Source organism: Pseudoalteromonas sp. NC201, assembly GCF_002850255.1.
GTDB lineage: Bacteria > Pseudomonadota > Gammaproteobacteria > Enterobacterales > Alteromonadaceae > Pseudoalteromonas.
In genome coordinates this window covers 2,756,158-2,772,597 of sequence record NZ_CP022522.1, presented here as the reverse complement: position 1 = coordinate 2,772,597, position 16,440 = coordinate 2,756,158, and the positions used below count along the sequence as shown (strand labels likewise).

The window sequence follows — 16,440 nt, the reverse complement described above, 5'->3', positions numbered from 1 at the left end:
TCAAGTTAAAGTTTAAAACCTGCCTAAAATCACTTCTTGTATAAAGCGACTGCCAAAGTAACCTAAAGTCACGATGCCAGAAGCCGCTATGATTGAAATCACCACAGACTTACCGCGCCAGCCAAACTGCCTATGCCCGAAGGCGACGACGACATAGATAAGCCATGCAACGATAGATAAAATGGTTTTGTGAATAGTCTCTTTAGCGAACATACCGTCTAAAAAGTAAAAACCGGATGCCAATGCCAGCGTTAATAAACCTGTGCCTACAAATAACAGTTGATAAAGCTGCCTTTCCACTTGCATAAGTGGCGGTAGATGGCTGGTCATAATCGCCAAATCCCGCTGTTTTAGACGTTTATCAATAAACATAAATTGAATGGCGTAGAGGGTGGCGATGATAAGTACGCAGTAAGCCAACAAAGAAAGTGAAATATGTAAAACGAGACCAACATCTATGTTTATTGTATGCATAATAATGTGGTGTGGAATAAACAGGCTTGCCAATAACAAAATGGCGGCAAAGCCATACACCACAGGCAGCAATAGTGTTGCAGGGAAGCGTAAAGATACGGTCGTTACGGAAACAACGATAACCCAACAGGTTAACAAGGCAACGTTGACGGTACTGAGATCTTGTCCTTGGTGCGTAAACACAGAATTCACCAACACTAGCATATGAGTCAAAATGGCGACAGTGCTTAATATTAAGGTTTTCTTTTGATCTGGACCTTGTTTGTCAAATAAGCGCGATAAAACATGGCTAGTGGCCATGACGTAAAAGAGACAGGCGATTAATGACAAGCTAACAATCAACATAAAAATAAGTGCCTAATTTTTGCTTTCCTTTTTTAGCTATTGTATTTAAAGCCTCTGCGCTTGCATAGGGTTTTATTTCAATCCGTTAACTTATTCTTATTTTCGTTCAACGAAAGCGTAAAAAGCAGAACAATCGGCTTGAATACTGTATTAGTGGCTCGCATATCAGTATAATGCCCGACAATTTCGAGATTTTGGAACCGATACATGTTTGAAAACCTCCAAGAGCGTTTAGGAAAAACGCTTAAAAACATCAGTGGCCGTGGCCGACTAACTGAAGACAATATTAAAGAAACACTCCGTGAAGTACGCATGGCATTGCTTGAGGCTGACGTTGCCTTGCCGGTTGTGCGCGACTTTGTAAAACAAGTAAAAGAACGCGCGGTTGGTGTAGAAGTCACAAAGAGTCTGAGCCCAGGCCAGGTTTTCATCAAGATTGTTCGCGAAGAACTTGAAAAGTCGATGGGTGAGGCCAACGAGGAGCTGAACCTAAACGCGCAGCCGCCAGCTGTCGTCATGATGGCAGGTCTTCAAGGTGCGGGTAAAACCACCAGTGTTGGTAAGCTGGCTAAATTCCTTAAAGAGCGCAAAAAGAAATCTGTGTTGGTGGTGAGTGCTGACGTTTATCGTCCAGCGGCTATCAAACAGCTTGAAACGCTAGCAGCAGAGGTTGACGTCGAGTTCTTCCCCAGTGATATTTCACAAAAGCCGGTAGATATCGCAACGGGTGCTATTTCTCACGCGAAGAAAAAGTTCATTGATGTGGTACTTGTGGATACCGCAGGTCGTTTGCACGTAGATGCAGACATGATGGACGAAATCAAAGATTTACACGCGGCGATTGATCCGATTGAAACCTTATTTGTCGTTGACTCAATGACAGGTCAGGATGCTGCAAATACAGCAAAAGCGTTTGATGAAGCGCTGCCACTTAGCGGTGTTATCTTAACTAAGACGGATGGTGATGCGCGCGGCGGTGCGGCTCTGTCTATTCGTCATATTACCGGTAAACCCATTAAGTTTATCGGTGTGGGTGAAAGAACCGATGCCTTAGAGCCATTCCACCCTGACCGTGTTGCATCTCGAATTCTAGGTATGGGCGATGTACTGTCGCTTATTGAAGAAGTCGAAATGAAAGTCGATAAAGACAAAGCCCAAAAAGTGGCTGAGAAAGTCTTTAAAGGCGACGGTTTTACACTGGAAGATTTTGCTGAGCAGCTGCGCCAGATGAAAAACATGGGCGGTATGATGTCGATGATGGAAAAGCTGCCTGGTATGTCGAACTTGCCAGATGCAGTAAAAGGTCAAGTAAACGATAAGACCTTTAACCAAATGGAAGCCATCATAAGCTCAATGACGCCAAAAGAGCGTGCACGTCCTGAAATCATCAAAGGCTCGCGTAAAAAGCGTATCGCTGCGGGTTCTGGTACGCAAGTGCAAGACATTAATAAGTTGCTGAAGCAATTTACCCAAATGCAGAAGATGATGAAGAAGATGAAAGGCAAAGGCGGCATGATGAAAATGATGAAGAACATGAAAGGCATGATGCCACCGGGCATGTTCGGTGGCGGTGGGCCTAAGTTCTAACACCGTTTTATAGTTTGTATAATGTGAAGGCAAGCCATGGGGCTTGCCTTTTTGTTTACTTAACCTGAGCTTCGGATAATTAATACCTTTCTAGCAGCCAGTTTTAGCGCTAACTGCGTTGAATTCACTTCCAATAGCCAGCTATTGGTGCGTAAATTCGCCTTGTTTTCCCTAAAACTTGCTGGCTAGACAAGGAAAAAACTAAGTTGTGCTTTAGCAACAATGAGTTGGAACATTCCTTATCCAAACCTCAGGTTACTTAGTTATTCTTAAAATTGGGCACTATTGGCCTAAAGTTTTCTGCTTTTTTAGGGTCGCCTGTACCAATGTACTGGGCTTCTTGTGGATAGGGGTAAACAGGGCGAGTGAAAAGAATATTACCCTGCGGATCTTCTTTTTGTGTCATAAGCGCATCCGGTGCTATGCCTGTATCAAGCCAATGCACTAACGCTGTGATAGCATCAAAGGTTTCAGCGCCAGGTCCCTCGATACCACAATGCACCAATCCTGGTGGCAAGAATAGCCGAGCAAAGTCGTAGGTGTTGTCTTTACCCATATAGTTGATAACTGACTTATACCAATCAATAGTTGCATATGCGGGTATTGCAGCGTCTGACCATCCATGTAATACAATCATTTTGCCACCGCTATTTTTAAATCCAGTGAGATCAGGGTGATCGGCGTCCATAAAGCTTGAGATAAGTGAAAGCTCGCCAACCTCATTGTTATAAGAAAAGTCTCTCCAGTTGCCTTGATTGTATCTTTCTCGAGGAAAAGCCAAGTACTTTAAGTACTCGGTTGCAGCATAATAGTGATAAGGCTTGATAAACGGTGCTTCAGGAAACAACCAACCTGTCCATTCAGGCTCGGAGCCATAGGGTAGGCCGCCATAAATGACGTTACCTTGTTGGTCGTAGGATGGTGCATATATGTCCTTAATTGCGTTAACTTGGCGAGGTGTCAGGCATTTACCCGTGGTGTTGTTGCTGCACAGGAGCGTTTGCGGGTCAAAATCGCAGCGTCTTGGGTCGCTTATTAATCCATCAACTAAGCCATCTTTATGGTCGCAAGCTTGCATGACGGCCTGTGAAATAAAGTCAGTGTAGCTTGCATCGAACAGTGCGTTATCGTTTTCATCCAAAATAGCTTTTGCGTTATCCATGCAGTTAATTAGGTTGACTTTGGTGTAATTAATCGTCGGTCCTCTGGCAATCACGCCATCAAAATCATTTGGGTAACGCTTTGCGGCCATTATCCCTGCATGACCTCCCTTCGAACAACCCGATATAAATGAGTACGTAAGTTGTTTACTATAAAAGCGCTCAATAACCACCTTTGCTGCAACAGCAACCACATGATTCGCTCGGTAGGCAAAGTCCTCCCTTAATGGCACATTGTTTTTAGCCCACAAACCATCGAATCCGGCAGCAGTATGGCCGCCATCATGAGACATGGTCGCGTAATTACGCATAACGCCAGCCATCGTTGGGTAGTTGGATACTTCGCCACAAAAGCCCATACAGGCATTGAGTAAGAAACGTTGGTTCCAAACTTGATTCATTGGCAACCTAAGCTGAAAACGTATCGTCGGTGCCGCATAGCCTTCAACCAAACAGTGCTCAGGTAAAGAGTTTATTCCTTTTGGTATAGGTGCACCCAATAGGCGACTATACTTATATGTCCAGAGTTCGGTGTCGGCATCTAGGGTTTGGCTTGGTACATATTCTGCGTTGGTGATACTCATTGCAGCATTACCTTGCTCTAGCTGCGAGAAGTCACCAAAACGTAACAGTTTACAAGCCGTTATTTCTTCATTGCTTGCTGCAAGTGTTGAAGTAGCAACGAGCGCAAAAGAAAAGAGTGGTATACCTAGAAGTAGATGTTTAATTGAACGTTTTGCTTTGCGCATTTGGTTCATATGTGTGCTTTCCTTATAAATGAAACAACAGGGACCCTCAACTTTCCAGCAGTGCTGAAAAAGTCAATTTTTTGTACCACTATTGGGACGAATGTGGCGTGCGAAACTTCAGCGGTAACTTTGTAGCAGGGTCTAATAAAGCATCAACTTTGGAATTAACTTGCATTGCGCGTGAAAATGCGTAAAATGCCCGAGCTTCCCGTAATGGGAAGTACAAACTTATTAATGAAAACAGTCAATCTATGTAGAGGACGGTATGGTAACTATTCGTTTGCAACGTGGCGGCGCTAAAAAGCGTCCATTCTATCAAATCGTGGTTGCGGATAGCCGTTTCTCGCGTGACGGTCGTTTCATCGAGAAGGTAGGTTTCTTTAACCCTATCGCTGCAGGTCAGGAAGAAAAAGTACGTTTAGATTTATCTCGTGTTGATCACTGGGTAGGTCAAGGTGCAGCTCTTTCAGATCGTGTTGCGAAGCTGGTTAAAGACGCTCGTAAAGCGGCTTAATAGGCGTAAGTGTAACCATGAGTCAAAGTAAAACCTCGACAATCGTTGTTGGTAAGCTTGGTGCTCCTTATGGCATCAAGGGTTGGCTTAAGGTGCATTCATTTACTGACGATCCCCAAGGGATCTTCGATTTCAGCCCATGGTTGATAGGGCAACAAGGTAAATGGCAAAACCTTGAAGTGAGCGACTGGCGTCGTCACAACAAGGGATATATCGCTAAATTTGCACAGGTAAACGACAGAGACGAAGCAGTGGCTTATACCAATGCTGAAATCGCTGTTTATGCTGAGCAGCTTCCTGAATTACCTGAAGGGGAGTTTTATTGGCGAGATCTCATCGGCATGTCAGTAGTAACCGATAAAGGCTACGACTTAGGCATAGTTGATGACTTGATGGAGACTGGTTCAAATGACGTTTTGGTTGTGAAAGCAAACAAAAAAGATGCATTTGGCCAATCGGAAAGATTAATTCCATTTTTAACAGATTCTGTTATTTCGGATATTAATCATGACGAGAGAAAAATTACGGTAGATTGGGATCCAGCGTTTTAATGAGCGATCAGCAAAAGCTATGGGTTGGAGTGGTTTCACTTTTTCCCGACATGTTTGATGCGATAACTCAGCAAGGCGTAACGGGTCGAGCTGTGAAAAACGGCTTGATTGAGTTTAATTGTTGGAACCCAAGAGACTACGCCACTGATAAACATAAAACCGTGGATGACCGCCCTTATGGTGGTGGCCCGGGAATGTTGATGATGGTTGAGCCTCTTAAAAAAGCTATTCTTGATGCCAAAACGGCAGCAGGAGCAGGCGCTAAAGTAATTTATATGTCCCCTCAAGGGCGAAAGCTAGATCAACAAGGTGCGACTGAATTGGCGCAATCTGAAAAGTTGATTTTAGTAGCGGGTCGTTATGAAGGTATTGATGAGCGGATCATCGAGTCTTATATAGACGAAGAGTGGTCCATCGGCGATTTTATACTGAGCGGTGGTGAGTTACCAGCCATGACATTAATCGATGCAGTCGCACGATTAGTGCCAGGTGTGTTAGGTCATAACCAATCAGCAGAACAAGATTCATTTTCGGATGGCTTGTTGGATTGTCCTCATTATACTCGGCCGGAAACATTGGATGATAAACAGGTGCCTGCTGTATTACTCAGCGGAAACCACCAAGAAATAGCCAAATGGCGCTTAAAGCAGTCTTTGGGTAGAACTTGGCAACGTCGTCCTGACTTGTTGCGTAACCTAGCTCTGACTGAGGAGCAGGCGGCATTACTTGCTGAATTTCAGCAAGAGAATGGCCAAGCTTGTGGCTAGAAGACAGTTACACCTAGGAATGTGAGAAATAAAATGGCAAAAGTAAACCAAAATATTATTAAAGAGCTTGAAGCTGAACAGCTTAAGCAAGACGTACCTGCGTTCGGCGCTGGTGATACAGTAGTTGTACAGGTACGCGTAAAAGAAGGTAACAAAGAGCGTCTACAGGCCTTTGAAGGTGTTGTAATCGCTAAGCGTAACCGTGGTCTACACTCATCTTTCACTGTTCGTAAGATTTCAAGCGGTGAAGGTGTTGAGCGTGTATTCCAAACGCACAGCCCTCTTATCAGCAGCGTAGCAGTTAAGCGTCGTGGTGCGGTTCGTCGCGCTAAGCTTTACTACCTACGTGAGCGTTCTGGTAAATCTGCACGTATTAAAGAGAAACTTAACTAATACGTCGCATTTATCAAATGCAGATAAAACAGGCCGCTTTATGCGGCCTGTTTTGGTTTTATCCCTCTCATTATTTCCATTCTGTGAATACTCACTGACATATCAGGCGTCTTGTCACGATATTTTCATGGTTGCTTACTTTTAAAGCGGCGTACTTCTTGTTAGACTCGGTGTATTATTTAATTTACTACTGTATATATAAGTTTACATCATGAATGGGGCTAACGATTTAGAAGCAATACGCGTTGCAATAGATGATTGCGATAGCGAGCTTGTCGCGCTACTTGCAAAGCGCAAAGCATTGACCGAACAGGTTGGAAAAATAAAACAGCAAAAGGGCGCACCGCTACATGTGCCGAAGCGCGAAGCTGAGCTGATCAAAGCCCGGCGCGCAGAAGCTGATGCCAAAGGGGTAAACCCTGATTTAGTCGAAGATATTCTGCGTCGCATGATGCGAGAAGCCTACGAAAACCAGCAAAGTGAACTCGCCTGTGCTGCACCAAAAATGTCGCCGGTCGTTATTGTCGGCGGCCAAGGTGCCATGGGTAAATTGTTTGCGAAACAGTTTAGACGCTCAGGCTACGAAGTACGCATTTTAGACAAAGACAATCAATCACAGGCTACTGAGCTACTGAGTGATGCAAAATTGGTGCTGGTGAGCGTACCAATTAACGCGCTAGAGCAAGTCGTTAACGAGTTACCAGCGCTACCTGATGATTGTATTCTTGCAGATATTACCTCTGTGAAGCAAGCCCCGCTCAAAGTACTAATGAACAAGCACAACGGCCCTGTGGTCGGTCTACACCCTATGTTTGGTCCAGATATATCTCACTGGGTTAAGCAAACTGTCGTGGTGTGCGAAGGACGTATGCCAAAGCAATGCGAAGGATTAATCAAGCAACTAAAGATCTGGGGCAGCCAGTTGGTACCGATGGACGCTAAAAAACACGACCAATCCATGCAGATCATTCAGGTAATGCGCCACTTAACTACGTTTGTATACGGTCAGTTCTTATCTAAGCAGTGCCATTCATTAAAAGAGCTAAGGAGCTGCTCATCGCCTATCTACCAATTAGAGCTGATGATGGTTGGGCGACTATTTGCGCAATCCCCTGAACTTTATTCAGATATTATGCTCGCGCAATTTAATGATGTAGAAGGGTTATTGGCAAGCTATCAAGATACCTTTGAGCAGACATTGACCAAGCTACAACAAGGCGATAAAGAAGGTCTAATGCAATCTTTCTCACAAGCCAAACAGTATTTCTCAGAAAGCGCGAAACACTTCCTATCACAAAGCCGAGGCCTGCTTAACAAAGCCAATGACGCGAAAGTGTTGGATTATGAGGAAAGTATTTAGCGCCAAGTTATGCCTCCTACATCACAGTGCGAATAGCGTTGTGGGAGGCTTTACGCCACGATTTTACGTAGGTCGCCATTTATGGCGACTAATAACTTTGATGCTGATACAAAAGAAATTTGTTCCAATCCTAGCCTGACGAAGCGAAGTATCAAATAACACCCGTTACTATCTGAATCAATGCTGATAAGGCAACTTCAAATTTGAGTGGTGCGCTGTAAATATGGTATGAAATAATTCTGAATGAATACGCAAGTGTCTTATTCACTTGCGTTTAATATATTCACTCAACTTTTAAAAGGTAAAGTTACGGCTCGGTTTCTTGTCACCTGCTTTATCATCAATGGTAGTGTCAGGCCAGTTAATACAATCAACATACCTGCCAGTTGAATCCCTGTTACACTTTGCCCCATCAGCAAAGAAACCAGAGCTGCGAACACTGGCACTAAATTAAAGTACAAAGAGGCATTGGCAGAACCAAGTGTCTTCACTCCATTGTTCCAACACAAATATCCAACAACAGTGCCAAACACACCTATGTACAGCATGCTCATCAATAACGGCCAGGGTAGTGCAATCAGCTCTTTTACTGGGTGTACTTTTGCCTGAAACCCACTTGCAACAGATAGCCCAATTAGACCAGCAGCCATGGTAAGCAAAGAAAATTCCAGCGGCGGCAGCCAGCTCGATACCTTGGAACCACACACGGTATAACCTGACCAAGCAAGCATGCCCAGCATAATAGTGATATCTCCATGATTAAGCTGTAAGTTCAAAAGGCTCCTCAGGTCACCGTTTACCACAACCAGCAATACACCGCCAAAAGCGACCATCAGCTGCAAAAGCTGAACTCGGGCTATCAGTGTTTTGTTCAGTAACGCAGCCATCAGGGTCGTTACTATGGGACTGAGTGCCATGATTAACGCGCCATTGGTTGCCGAGGTATGAGACAGTCCCGAGAACAACGCCAAATTCAGACCGCCCACGCCTATCACACCTATAACGCCAAGTATGAGATACCTGCTTAACGATAGAGGTATCATGCGCATTCGGGCCAGACGAATAAAAATAAACAGGCTGATCAGCGCGATAGCAAAGCGCCAGATTGACATCGAAAGTCCGGACATGTGCAGCAAAATGTCTTTGGCAACGGGAAAAACACTGCCCCAACAAAATACGCAGATCAGCATCATCACTGTGGTTCGAATTGGTGTACTCATATATCCTTACTTTTCATTGACTTATTGAGCTGCTAGTTTATATTTTCCATTTAAGGTAAAAAATACCGTTTTTTGAGACTTTAAATTCCATTAATGAAAAATAACTATTCACTAGATGATATGCGCTTGTTCTGGGTTGTGACACAACACGGCAGCTTTAGTCAGGCGGCGCAAAGCCTGAACATGCCTGTTTCAACTCTGAGTAGGCGAATCAAACAGCTGGAAAATACCCTCGGACTGAGGCTGCTAAACCGCGATGCTCATCGTGTAACATTGACTGGTAGCGGGGCACAGTATGCCAAGCGCTGTGGGCCTTTGCTAAGTGAGTTACAAGACATCAGTGATGCCTTATCGGCGCAAAGGCACGAAGCACACGGCTGCATTCGCATATCCGCTCCAAGCAACCTCGCTCAACACCAGCTTGCCCATATCTTTAGTGCCTTTTTACATGCGTATCCCGGAATTAAAATTGAGTTATCACTGTCGAACAGAAATATCGATATCGAGGGGGAGCATATCGACATTGCATTTCGGGCTAGCGAGCATTTTCCCCAGGATTGGATAGCTAGGCCACTGGGGTCCGTGGAATCCATAATTTGTGCCAGTCCGGACATGGCATTCAATAGCGACATAGTGCACCCCAAACAGTTACTTGATTTGCCAGTGATCCTTAGTAATCCGGTGCGAGTCTGGAAGTTACACAATCAGCAAAGTGGAGAGCAGTATAGCTATACTCCCAGTACAATGATTCGTCTGGAAGCGGACGACTTGAACGTGGTTTCACAAGCCGTCAGGGACGGTCTGGGTATCGGTTTTATTCCCCGCTTTATAGCGCAACATCAGATAGACCAGAACCTGATGATTCAATTGGTTAGTGATTGGGCGGGTCAGTCAAGAAGGTTAATGATGCTCTATCACGACCGCGTTAATATGCCGTACAGATTGCGCTTATTTATAGATTACATGCTTGAGCACTACGGCTCAATCAATCCAAGATTGAGAGACACATAGTTGATGTTTCCATATATCTTTGTTTTTGTGGATGCCAATGTGGAGCGGTTTGTGAAAGCTGCTTTACGCCACAACCTTATGAGGTCGCCGTTTATGGCGACAAATAACTTCGATGCTGATAATGCAGCTCTAAGCTTCAGGTGAGTGTCAGCGATTTCGCACAAATAGTATTGTGGGAGTGGCTTTACGCCACGATTTTATGTAGGTCGCCATTTATGGCGACAAATAACTTCGATGCTGATACAAAAGAAATTTGTTCTTAGCCCTAGCCTAACGAAGCGAAGTATCAATAACAAGATTTCCAAATTTGAGGTGGGGGTCAGAGACTTCTTCGATTTTCACGCTTGTGCCCAAACTACGTGAAAGCATTCCCTCTTAGTACAGACAACCTACACTTACTGATTAAAATCTATCCCATTGTCAGTCATCACAAAATATCGTTTAATAAGGGCATTCAGCCCCAATCATGATGTTTACGGGGTTAAGCAGTTTAAAAGGAATATTGATGTTAGAACAGAACCCCGAATTAACCCCAGAGACTCAAGCACTGATTGAAAAAGCTCAGAGAGGAGATGCAGATGCTCAGTGCAACCTGGGTCTTATGTATATAAATGGTCAAGGCGTAGCGCAAAGTGATGAGAAAGCGGTTGAATATTACCACTTGGCCGCAGAGCAGGGAAATGCGCTCGGTCAGTGCAACTTGGGTGTTATGTATAAGCGAGGAAAAGGCGTAGCGCAAAGTGATGAGAAAGCGGTTAAGTATTACCAGTTGGCCGCAGGGCAGGGAAATGCGCTCGGTCAGTGCAACTTGGGTGTTATGTATGAGCGAGGAAAAGGCGTAGCGCAAAGTGATGAAAGCGGTTGAGTATTACCAGCAGGCCGCAGAGCAGGGAGATGCGCGCGGTCAGTGCTACTTGGGTCTCATGTATGAAAATGGTCAAGGCGTAGCGCAAAGTGATGAAAGCGGTTGAGTATTACCACTTGGCTGCAGAGCAGGAAATGCGCTCGGTCAGTGCAACTTGGGTGTTATGTATGAGCGAGGAAAAGGCGTAGCCGCAAAGTGATGAAAGCGGTTAAGTATTACCAGTTGGCCGCAGGGCAGGGAGATGCGCGCGGTCAGTGCAACCTGGGTCTTATGTGTATATAAATGGTAAGGGTAGCGCAAGTGATGAAAGCGGTTGAGTATTACCAGCAGGCCGCAGAAACAGGGAGATGCGCGCGGTCAGTGCTACTTAACGGGTCTCATGTATGAAAATGGTCAAGGCGTAGCGCAAAGTGATGAAAGCGGTTAAGTATTACCAGTTGGCCGCAGGGCAGGAAATGCGCTCGGTCAGTGCAACTTGGGTGTTATGTATGAACGAGGAAAAGGCGTAGCGCAAAGTGATGAAAGCGGTTGAGTATTACCAGTTGGCCGCAGGGCAGGGAAATGCGCGCGCTCAGTGCAACCTAGGTGTTATGTATGAGGCAAAGGAATAGGCGTAGCGCAAAGTGATGAAAAGCGGTTGAAGGTATTACCAGCTGGCCGCAGAGCAGGGAGATGCGCGCGGTCGGTGCTACTTGGGTCTCATGTATGAATATGGTCAAGGCGTAGCGCAAAGTGATGAAAGCGGTTGAGTATTACCAGTTGGCGGCGGAGCAGGGTAATGCGCGCGCTCAGTGCAACCTAGGTGTTATGTATGAGAAAGGAAAAGGCGTAGCGCAAAGTGATGAGAAAGCGGTTAAGTATTACCAGTTGGCCGCAGGGCAGGGAAGATGCGCGCGGTCAGTGCAACCTGGGTCTTATGTATATAAATGGTAAAGGGTAGCGCAAAGTGATGAAAGCGGTTGAGTATTACCAGCAGGCCGCAGAGCAGGAGATGCGCGCGGTCAGTGCTACTTGGGTCTCATGTATGAAAATGGTCAAGGCGTAGCGCAAAGTGATGAAAGCGGTTGAGTATTACCTGCAGGCCGCAGAGCAGAGAAGATGCGCTCGGTCAGTGCTACTTGGGCGTCATGTATGAATATGGTCAAGGCATAGCGCAAAGTAATGAAAAGCAGTTGAATATTACCACTTGGCCGCAGAGCAGGGAAATGCGCTCGGTCAGTGCAACTTGGGTGTTATGTATGAGCGAGGAAAAGGCGTAGCGCAAAGTGATGAGAAAGCGGTTAAGTATTACCAGTTGGCCTCAGGGCAGGGAGATGCGCGCGGTCAGTGCAACCTGGGTCTTATGTATATAAATGGTAAAGGCGTAGCGCAAAGTGATGGGAAAGCGGTTGAATATTTTCAGTTAGCTACTGAGCAAGAAAACGCTCGGGCTCTATTCATTCTGGCCTATTGCTACTTTCGGGGAAAAGGGGTCACTCAAAGTTTTACAGAGGCCAAAGCTCTGTGTGAACAAGTGTTTAAAGACCCTCTACTCAGCTTTGAAGCCTATGAGCTTCACGATAGAGCTGAGCGTTTTGAACAATCAAAGCCAATTAGCGCTTTAAGAGAGGAGATACTCTCTCATTTGAAAGTTAGTAACAATGGTACGATGACTCACTATACCGCTTTCGATGTTGGGCAAGCAATTTTGTTAGAAAAAAGCCCTTTTAGGCTGGGTCATATTAACGCGGTAAATGATCCTAATGAGGGAAAATTACTCTGGCAGGAATTAGGTTACGAGCCGGAAGAGGGTAACCCCGTGTTTATTGGTTGTTTTTTACCTGACAGCGACAGCCTAAATATGTGGCGCTTTTACAGTAAAAACCACTTAAATGACGATGCCTGCGGCTGCGCCATTACCTATAATACAGAGCGCTTTTTTGACTATCGTTTAATGAAAGATCAGGGCAACCACACTGAGCAAGAGCTGCGAGTGCCCTCATTTGCCAATACCGGGCAGTCTCCTCAGGAAAGTGCTGCTTTTTACCGGGTTGTGTATCTAAAGGATAATTTTAAGATACTGGGCCAGGGTGCCACTAAGCTGCAAGCTGACTTTAAAAAGCTCAAAAAAGAAGTTGATAAATTTGTTGGTAAGAAACCCACTCCTGAAAAATTACAAACGCTTGCCTGGCTACTTGGCCCTCTGCCTTATCTGCTAAAAGATGCCAACTATAAGGACGAACAGGAACACAGGGTGATAGTCACGCATCTGGACTATGGCGCAAAAGAAATAAAGAGTGAAGATCCCGACTTTGCAAATGGCAAAGCACCGCGCTTATATCTGGAGCTGCACAGAGACGATCATCTGGCTCCAATTGAGTACGTTACGCTTGGCCCCAAAGCGCCGAACAAAGAGATGATGGCACCGTACTGGCGACACCAGTTGGCCAGCAAGTTTGAATCGCAGCTGGAAAGACGCAAGGATAACCCTCTGAATATTAACCCCTCGCGCTGCGCTTATAAGTAGTGCGAGGGGGGCCTCTGTGCCTGTAGTCGGGCGTTTAGCGCGTTCGACCACCAGCTGGCCCGATAGCGCGATTAAATGGTAAAATAGTGACACCCCTCGCTATTTCCATCTTTGTGGATGGATATTTCCTCATTCTCTCTTACATCGAGCAATTTCAATCAAGTATCTTGCTTTTGATATGATTAAGCTTGTCTGCAGTTCTACTAACACATAGGCGCTTTATGCAAAGCAATCTTTTACAGCAGCGTATTTCGCTCGTTTGCGATTATATCAATCAACATTTAGATGATGAATTAACGGTGAGTTTGCTTAGTGATGTTGCTGCTTTATCTAAATTTCATTTTCATCGCGTATTTGTGGCTTTTATGGGCGTGAATGTGGGTAAGTATATTTTGCTGGCGCGATTAAAGCGGGCGTCTTTTCGCCTAGCATTTGAGCGCGATATTAAAATTATTGATATTGCACTCGAAGCAAAGTTTGATAGTGCTGAGGCCTTCTCTCGAGCTTTTAAACGTACTTTTGAACAAAGCCCTTCACAGTTTAGACAAGCTGCAAATTGGCCTAGTTGGTATGACGTTTTTAATTTTTCACCGCAAAATTTAGGAGTGCAGACAATGCAGGTCGATATTATTAACTTTGAACAGACTCAAATTGCTTTTTTAGAGCACAAAGGGTCAGCAAAACTGATATTTGAAAGTGCAGGCAAGTTTATTGCTTGGCGACAAAATAGCGGACTTTCACCAATTAATACGAGTCGAACATTTGGCATGCCAAATGGCGACCCTGAAGCCATGGCTGAAGACGCATTTCGTTTTAAATTGTGTGGCTCAGTAAACACTGAAGTACCAGATAACGGGTTTGGCGTCGAAAGTGGTGTTATTCCACAAATGCGTTGTGCCAAGGTAAGGCATTTAGGGAGTCACGACAATATGGAGCAAACTATACGCTGGTTGTATCAAAACTGGCTAGCAGACAGTGGCGAATTGCCAAATGCGCATTGCTGCTTTTTTGAATATCATAATTTTGTGCATCAAGTGGATGAGTGCGACTTGATCACCGATATTTACCTGCCATTGCAAAATTGATGATAACGTTACTTGGTTTGCATCTATGGCTAATGTATCTGCCTATACGCAAGTTACTAATATTTGTTTGCTTTGTTATAGCAATCATTGTTGCTCTAGCGAAGCAAGTTCTCAGCGCTGCAAGCCGAGTCTGAGCATTTATTATCAAGACTAACCAACCTTCCGTTTAGCTTTGACACTTTACGCAGTAATCTTACGTAGGTCGCCATTTATGGCGACAAATAACCTTGCGACATATGAAGTTGAGCATGTTTTAATGCGATAACTAAACACTATGTGTACTTAACGAGCCAACAGAAGACCCGGATAGATCACCCCTCGCATATAGCAAGTGATTTGTGTGTTGAAATTGTAACCTTTGACTGATAAGTTACTAAAATTATTAAATAAAGCTAGTTTGATAATTGTGGTTTTTTACTTAAAAATAAGTGAGATACTCGAGCGTTCAAGCTAATGGGCTGTTATTTTCCTAAGGAAGTTCATTATCAGCAAACTACTAGAGAGAGTATTAATTCCGTTTGTTGGGGTTCTACTTTTGTTTTGCTTTAGTTGGTTTTTATTATATGAAAAGCCACTTTATGCATTAGGTTTTGGTGGCGTATTTGTATTGTTTTGTGCCGAACATGTTTTCAATTTTTTTAGTCGAACAAAGGTACATGGTATTCAAAAACTATCAGGTACAGTATTTCAAAGGCCTATATCGCTATTGCTGTCAGTTTCTATTTTGCTTTGCTTATATTTTGTATTCGGTAAATAACAAGCTGTTTATGAAGTGGACGTCTAAAGCTTGGCTAGCGCTCATTCTTCGCTAGTGTAGTCAAGCTTAACCCGTCACATAATAGGGCGTTTACCATTTCCCACTCTCGCATCATTCAACAGTCAAGTTCGATCGAACCCCGCGATCAAACCTGACAGTGACTATTAGCTATTTCAGATAAACATATTCCCGCTTGTTACTCACTCAGTATCTTATCTAAATTCGCTTTTGAGCGGGCGACGCTTTCTAGCGGCGTTAGGCCGCTTGGGTATTCTTCTTGTTCGATTACCAGCCACTGTGTACCGCCGTGTTGCTGCATGGTTTGGATGAGCGTTTTCCAAGGGTAGTGGTTTTCGCCAATGATTGGACTTTTGTCATCTCCTTGATGAGTACGTATTTTAATATGTGTCGATACGGTTCTTCCTGCATATCGCTTAACATAATCGCTGGGTGATTTACCTGCGTAAATCACCCAGCCGACATCGAGCTGCAGTGGGAAATCGCTAGGGGTATTGGTGGCGATATAATCCCAAAACGTGCTATTAGCGTATGGGTTAAATTCCTTCTCGTGATTATGAAATCCGATCCTCATATCATAACGTTTGGCAATTTGGTGCACTTGGTTAAGCTGTTTTACAAATGCTTGCACTTGGTTTTTATCCCATGCTCTTTCATCCCAAGGAATAAAGAGCGTGGATACGCCTAAGGTTTTGTAAAAGAGTAGGGTGCTTGCTCGTTTTTCTTCAGCTAATGCGTCAAAGCCGATGTGGGCGCTGCTCGCAACTAGGCCGAGTTCGGCTAACCTTTGTTTTAATTTACTTGGGTTATTGGCATAGCTGCCAAAGTTTCCAGCAAACTCAACGCCATCAAATCCCATACTAGCGAGTGCTTGCAAGGTGCCGTCGAAGTCTCTTGCCAATTCATCTTTTACCGACCACAGTTGAACGCTAACGGGCAAAGGTTGAAGGGAAGGCTGTGCATACAGTGGCGAGATAAAAATTAAAGCAATGAACAGCATTACTTGCTTTAATCGGTTGGTGTTTTCAACAAACATGATCTACTCCTAAAGAAAAAGCAGAGCTAGACTCTGCTTCGG

Annotated in this window: 16 protein-coding genes; 12 read left to right on the top strand and 4 right to left on the bottom strand. The window is 44.5% G+C overall.

The window, feature by feature from the left end; all coding sequences use genetic code 11:
* Window positions 1-12: 12 nt before the first annotated feature.
* The gene (locus tag PNC201_RS11935) at window positions 13-819 is read right to left on the bottom strand and encodes a cytochrome C assembly family protein (protein WP_102057176.1); all 807 of its coding nucleotides are present in this window, start codon (window positions 817-819) and stop codon (window positions 13-15) included.
* A 207-nt stretch (window positions 820-1,026) separates the two neighbouring features.
* On the opposite strand from PNC201_RS11935, the gene ffh reads away from it, so the two are divergent.
* On the top strand, window positions 1,027-2,406 hold the full coding sequence (gene ffh, locus PNC201_RS11930) for a signal recognition particle protein (protein WP_010606686.1): 1,380 nt from the start codon (window positions 1,027-1,029) through the stop codon (window positions 2,404-2,406).
* Between the two features lie 259 nt (window positions 2,407-2,665).
* Here the strand turns inward: ffh and PNC201_RS11925 are convergent, their stop codons facing one another.
* Window positions 2,666-4,324: a tannase/feruloyl esterase family alpha/beta hydrolase gene (locus PNC201_RS11925; RefSeq protein WP_102057175.1), complete on the bottom strand. Its 1,659-nt coding sequence runs from the start codon at window positions 4,322-4,324 to the stop codon at window positions 2,666-2,668.
* A gap of 256 nt (window positions 4,325-4,580) precedes the next feature.
* Here PNC201_RS11925 and rpsP point away from each other — a divergent pair, with 256 nt between their 5' ends.
* The 5 genes from rpsP to tyrA all read left to right on the top strand — a co-directional run bounded on the left by rpsP (window position 4,581) and on the right by tyrA (window position 7,900).
* Window positions 4,581-4,829, top strand: a complete 249-nt coding sequence (gene rpsP, locus PNC201_RS11920) for a 30S ribosomal protein S16 (RefSeq protein ID WP_010371051.1) — start codon at window positions 4,581-4,583, stop codon at window positions 4,827-4,829.
* A 17-nt stretch (window positions 4,830-4,846) separates the two neighbouring features.
* Window positions 4,847-5,380, top strand: a complete 534-nt coding sequence (gene rimM / locus PNC201_RS11915; protein ID WP_010371053.1) for a ribosome maturation factor RimM — start codon at window positions 4,847-4,849, stop codon at window positions 5,378-5,380.
* The gene (trmD, locus tag PNC201_RS11910; RefSeq protein ID WP_102057174.1) at window positions 5,380-6,147 is read left to right on the top strand and encodes a tRNA (guanosine(37)-N1)-methyltransferase TrmD; all 768 of its coding nucleotides are present in this window, start codon (window positions 5,380-5,382) and stop codon (window positions 6,145-6,147) included. Before rimM ends, trmD begins: the two co-directional genes overlap by 1 nt.
* Window positions 6,148-6,180: 33 nt before the next feature.
* Window positions 6,181-6,540, top strand: a complete 360-nt coding sequence (gene rplS / locus PNC201_RS11905) for a 50S ribosomal protein L19 (protein ID WP_017216162.1) — start codon at window positions 6,181-6,183, stop codon at window positions 6,538-6,540.
* 211 nt (window positions 6,541-6,751) lie between these two features.
* Window positions 6,752-7,900, top strand: coding sequence for a bifunctional chorismate mutase/prephenate dehydrogenase (tyrA, locus tag PNC201_RS11900; RefSeq protein ID WP_102057173.1), 1,149 nt, complete (start codon window positions 6,752-6,754; stop codon window positions 7,898-7,900).
* 287 nt (window positions 7,901-8,187) lie between these two features.
* On the opposite strand, the gene PNC201_RS11895 is transcribed toward tyrA, so the two are convergent.
* Window positions 8,188-9,120 (bottom strand): DMT family transporter, encoded by a 933-nt coding sequence (locus tag PNC201_RS11895; protein WP_102057172.1) that lies wholly within the window; start codon window positions 9,118-9,120, stop codon window positions 8,188-8,190.
* A 93-nt stretch (window positions 9,121-9,213) separates the two neighbouring features.
* Between PNC201_RS11895 and PNC201_RS11890 the strand changes: the two genes are divergently transcribed.
* The 6 genes from PNC201_RS11890 (at window position 9,214) to PNC201_RS11870 (ending at window position 14,587) form a co-directional block, all read left to right on the top strand.
* Window positions 9,214-10,131 carry a LysR family transcriptional regulator gene (locus PNC201_RS11890; RefSeq protein WP_102057171.1) on the top strand — a complete coding sequence of 306 codons (918 nt, stop codon included), beginning with the start codon at window positions 9,214-9,216 and terminating at the stop codon, window positions 10,129-10,131.
* A gap of 505 nt (window positions 10,132-10,636) precedes the next feature.
* Window positions 10,637-10,996, top strand: a complete 360-nt coding sequence (locus PNC201_RS11885; RefSeq protein ID WP_199539659.1) for a tetratricopeptide repeat protein — start codon at window positions 10,637-10,639, stop codon at window positions 10,994-10,996.
* On the top strand, window positions 10,983-11,102 hold the full coding sequence (locus PNC201_RS23260; protein WP_233525253.1) for a hypothetical protein: 120 nt from the start codon (window positions 10,983-10,985) through the stop codon (window positions 11,100-11,102). The genes PNC201_RS11885 and PNC201_RS23260 overlap by 14 nt, the downstream gene beginning before the upstream one ends.
* Before the next feature lie 629 nt (window positions 11,103-11,731).
* Window positions 11,732-11,929 (top strand): tetratricopeptide repeat protein, encoded by a 198-nt coding sequence (locus PNC201_RS11880; protein WP_102057169.1) that lies wholly within the window; start codon window positions 11,732-11,734, stop codon window positions 11,927-11,929.
* A 253-nt stretch (window positions 11,930-12,182) separates the two neighbouring features.
* Window positions 12,183-13,502 carry a tetratricopeptide repeat protein gene (locus PNC201_RS11875; protein ID WP_233525167.1) on the top strand — a complete coding sequence of 440 codons (1,320 nt, stop codon included), beginning with the start codon at window positions 12,183-12,185 and terminating at the stop codon, window positions 13,500-13,502.
* A 221-nt stretch (window positions 13,503-13,723) separates the two neighbouring features.
* Window positions 13,724-14,587: an AraC family transcriptional regulator gene (locus PNC201_RS11870; RefSeq protein ID WP_102057168.1), complete on the top strand. Its 864-nt coding sequence runs from the start codon at window positions 13,724-13,726 to the stop codon at window positions 14,585-14,587.
* A 953-nt stretch (window positions 14,588-15,540) separates the two neighbouring features.
* On the opposite strand, the gene PNC201_RS11865 is transcribed toward PNC201_RS11870, so the two are convergent.
* Entirely contained in the window at window positions 15,541-16,398 is an 858-nt protein-coding gene (locus tag PNC201_RS11865) for a sugar phosphate isomerase/epimerase family protein (RefSeq protein WP_102057167.1), read from the bottom strand.
* Window positions 16,399-16,440 lie beyond the last annotated feature (42 nt).

Excerpts from the sequence above, each read along its gene's own strand:
- PNC201_RS11935 (WP_102057176.1), bottom strand. The coding sequence starts at position 819 with ATGTTGATTGTTAGCTTGTCATTAATCGCCTGTCTCTTTTACGTCATG.
- ffh (WP_010606686.1), top strand. The coding sequence starts at position 1,027 with ATGTTTGAAAACCTCCAAGAGCGTTTAGGAAAAACGCTTAAAAACATC.
- PNC201_RS11925 (WP_102057175.1), bottom strand. The coding sequence starts at position 4,324 with ATGAACCAAATGCGCAAAGCAAAACGTTCAATTAAACATCTACTTCTA.
- rpsP (WP_010371051.1), top strand. The coding sequence starts at position 4,581 with ATGGTAACTATTCGTTTGCAACGTGGCGGCGCTAAAAAGCGTCCATTC.
- rimM (WP_010371053.1), top strand. The coding sequence starts at position 4,847 with ATGAGTCAAAGTAAAACCTCGACAATCGTTGTTGGTAAGCTTGGTGCT.
- trmD (WP_102057174.1), top strand. The coding sequence starts at position 5,380 with ATGAGCGATCAGCAAAAGCTATGGGTTGGAGTGGTTTCACTTTTTCCC.
- rplS (WP_017216162.1), top strand. The coding sequence starts at position 6,181 with ATGGCAAAAGTAAACCAAAATATTATTAAAGAGCTTGAAGCTGAACAG.
- tyrA (WP_102057173.1), top strand. The coding sequence starts at position 6,752 with ATGAATGGGGCTAACGATTTAGAAGCAATACGCGTTGCAATAGATGAT.
- PNC201_RS11895 (WP_102057172.1), bottom strand. The coding sequence starts at position 9,120 with ATGAGTACACCAATTCGAACCACAGTGATGATGCTGATCTGCGTATTT.
- PNC201_RS11890 (WP_102057171.1), top strand. The coding sequence starts at position 9,214 with ATGAAAAATAACTATTCACTAGATGATATGCGCTTGTTCTGGGTTGTG.
- PNC201_RS11885 (WP_199539659.1), top strand. The coding sequence starts at position 10,637 with ATGTTAGAACAGAACCCCGAATTAACCCCAGAGACTCAAGCACTGATT.
- PNC201_RS23260 (WP_233525253.1), top strand. The coding sequence starts at position 10,983 with ATGAAAGCGGTTGAGTATTACCAGCAGGCCGCAGAGCAGGGAGATGCG.
- PNC201_RS11880 (WP_102057169.1), top strand. The coding sequence starts at position 11,732 with ATGAAAGCGGTTGAGTATTACCAGTTGGCGGCGGAGCAGGGTAATGCG.
- PNC201_RS11870 (WP_102057168.1), top strand. The coding sequence starts at position 13,724 with ATGCAAAGCAATCTTTTACAGCAGCGTATTTCGCTCGTTTGCGATTAT.
- PNC201_RS11865 (WP_102057167.1), bottom strand. The coding sequence starts at position 16,398 with ATGTTTGTTGAAAACACCAACCGATTAAAGCAAGTAATGCTGTTCATT.